General features: G+C 71.1%; 4 protein-coding genes. 1 reads left to right on the forward strand and 3 read right to left on the reverse strand.

All coding sequences use genetic code 11. The features are described 5' to 3' along the window. The coding region (locus FRW57_RS20450) for a glycoside hydrolase family 3 protein (protein WP_203230453.1) at positions 1 to 1,127 on the forward strand (1,127 nt) is incomplete at its 5' end. 114 nt (positions 1,128 to 1,241) lie between these two features. Here the strand turns inward: FRW57_RS20450 and FRW57_RS20455 are convergent. The 3 genes from FRW57_RS20455 to FRW57_RS20465 all read right to left on the reverse strand — a co-directional run bounded on the left by FRW57_RS20455 (position 1,242) and on the right by FRW57_RS20465 (position 2,397). Then, a complete protein-coding gene (locus FRW57_RS20455) occupies positions 1,242 to 1,559 on the reverse strand; it encodes an ArsR/SmtB family transcription factor (RefSeq protein WP_137119885.1) in 318 nt (105 codons plus the stop codon). Further along, complete coding sequence (locus tag FRW57_RS20460) at positions 1,556 to 2,035, reverse strand: SRPBCC family protein (RefSeq protein ID WP_137119884.1); 480 nt, start codon at positions 2,033 to 2,035, stop codon at positions 1,556 to 1,558. The genes FRW57_RS20455 and FRW57_RS20460 overlap by 4 nt, the downstream gene beginning before the upstream one ends. 113 nt (positions 2,036 to 2,148) lie before the next feature. Next, positions 2,149 to 2,397 carry a hypothetical protein gene (locus tag FRW57_RS20465; RefSeq protein WP_152186922.1) on the reverse strand — a complete coding sequence of 83 codons (249 nt, stop codon included), beginning with the start codon at positions 2,395 to 2,397 and terminating at the stop codon, positions 2,149 to 2,151. Positions 2,398 to 2,446 lie beyond the last annotated feature (49 nt).

Genomic DNA, 2,446 nt, shown 5'->3' on the forward strand with positions numbered 1-2,446 from the left:
CCACCCGCTCGCCCCGCGTGACCGCCTCACCCCGGCCGGCGCCCGGCGCCACCTCGCAGACCACCGTCCCTGCGGCGTCGCCTCGCGCCAAGGCCGTCCTCGACCGGATGACCCTGCGCCAGCGGGTCGGCCAGCTCTTCATGGTCGGGACCCCGGCCACAGGCGAGACAGGGTCGATCGGTCACGCCATCACCGACCTGCATGTCGGCAACGTCATGATGACCGGCCGCAGCAGCCTGGGCGTCGACGCGACGGCGCGGCTGAGCAAGCAGTTGCAGTCGCTGACCACCCGGCGGGCCACGGCGGGGGCGCCGCTGCTGGTCTCGACCGACCAGGAAGGCGGCGCCGTCCAGGTCCTGCAGGGCCCGGGCTTCTCCCGTATGCCGTCCGCCGTCACCCAGGGGGGCTGGTCGCCGTCCCAGCTGCGCGCGCAGGCCCGCGACTGGGGCGACCAGCTCGCCTCGGCGGGAATCACGGTCAACCTCGCGCCAGTGCTCGACACGGTGCCGAGCGGGACAGCGGACGCGAACCCGCCCATCGGTGCCTTCGGGCGCGAGTACGGCAGCGACCCCGCGGCCGTCACCGAGCACGGGCTCGCCTTCGCCGACGGTATGACGTCCGCCGGCGTTGTCCCCGTCGTCAAGCACTTCCCGGGGCTGGGTCGCGTCGACGCCAACACCGACACGAGCTCCGGGGTCACCGATCACGTGACGACGCGGCGGGATCGCTTGCTGCGACCGTTCGCCACGGCGATCGGGCAGGGCGTGCCGATGGTGATGATGTCGACCGCCGTCTACGCCCGGCTCGATCCCGAGCACCCGGCAGCGTTCTCGCGTCGGATCGTGACCGGCCTGCTGCGCGAACAGCTCGGCTTCGGCGGCGTGGTCATCAGCGACGACCTCGGTGCCGCCCGCCAGGTGGCCCCCTGGTCACCGGGGGCGCGGGCCACGCAGTTCATCGCGGCTGGCGGTGACCTGGTGCTGACCGTCGACGGGCCGTTCGTGGCCCAGATGGTGTCGGCCGTGGTGGACCGGGCGGAGTCTGATCCGGGCTTCCGGGCCACGGTGAATGCCTCGGCGCTGCGGGTGCTGCAGCTCAAGAACGACCGCGGGCTGCTCGGACGTTGATGACCGCCGAAACCCACGAGCGGCACAGTTCCCGACCAGCGGCACACGTAGAGGTGTGCCACTCGCCGGGAACTGTGCCACTCGTCCATGCCACTCGTGTCGACCAGTGGCGGGTCAGCCGTCGCGCTCGGCCATGTGCTTGATGCGCGACAGGCGCTGCTCCCAGACGCTGCCGATCCGTTCGAGGTCGCGTGCCACGTCACTGAGCCGGCCACCGACCGCGCGGTAGACCACCTCACGGCCCCGCTCCTGCGACTCCACCAGCCCGACGGCGCGCAGCACGTCCAGGTGCTTGACGATCGCCTGCCGGCTGACCGGGAGCTCGCGGGCGAGGGCCGACGCGGACGCCGGCCCCTCGCCCAGGCGTGCCAGGATGCGCCAGCGGGTGTCGTCCGCAAGGGCCGAGAACACCTTCGGAAGGCTCTCGATCACCGGGAGGCACTCTCCACGAAGGTCCTGGCGGCGGTGAGCTCGGTCTCCCAACCCGCCGTGTTCTCCTGCACGTGGTCGACCACGGCCGCGCGCTCCTTGCCCAGTCCGGTGAAGCCGCTCTCCACCACGGTCAGGGTCACGCCGCCGTCGCGCTCCGTGATCCAGAACTCGACGAGGGTGGACGGTGCCTCGCCGTCGCCGTCGCCGTCGCCGTCGCCGTCCGAAGTCTGCTCCAGCCAGCGGAAGGCGACATATGACGGGTGGTCGGTCGTCACGGTCCGCAGCCGGAAGATGCCGTACTTCGGATGGCTGACCACCGTCAGGTCACCGTCCTGGCGCACATCCGGGTCGGGGTCGACGGTTCCCTCGTTGATCCACCAGCCCGGACGGGAGACCAGCTCCCAGACGCGCTCTGCGGTCGCGTCGATCTCGATGTGTCGCTCGATCCGGTCCAGCTCGGTCGCTGCAGTGCTCAACGGTCGTCCTTTCGTTGCTCTTATGTGCAACTCCAGAGTTGCACATGAGAACTCAGAGTGCAACCCCTAGGTTGCATATTTCCGGCGCACGCTGGCTCGGAGGACGGGGTCGCCTAGCTGCGTTCCCCGGCTCGGTCAGCCAGGCCGGCCGCGCTGTCCTCGGCGGAGCCGGAGCGGGTATGGACCGAGTCCTGCTTCGCGGGCGTCGCGTCGTCCGGCTCGGGGATCTGGTCACGGTGCCGCCGCAGCAGCAACGCCCAGCGGCCCGCCCGGCTGCGCTTCTGCCCGCCGAGATCGGTGGCGCTCACCTCGGTGCCGTTCGGGTGGGTGGCGTGCAGGGTCACCGGCCACCACGAGGACATCAGTGGTCACCACCGGCAATCTGGTCGAGAGCATGCGGGACGACGGCCT

The organism is Segeticoccus rhizosphaerae (genome assembly GCF_009192725.1).
Taxonomy (GTDB): domain Bacteria; phylum Actinomycetota; class Actinomycetes; order Actinomycetales; family Dermatophilaceae; genus Segeticoccus; species Segeticoccus rhizosphaerae.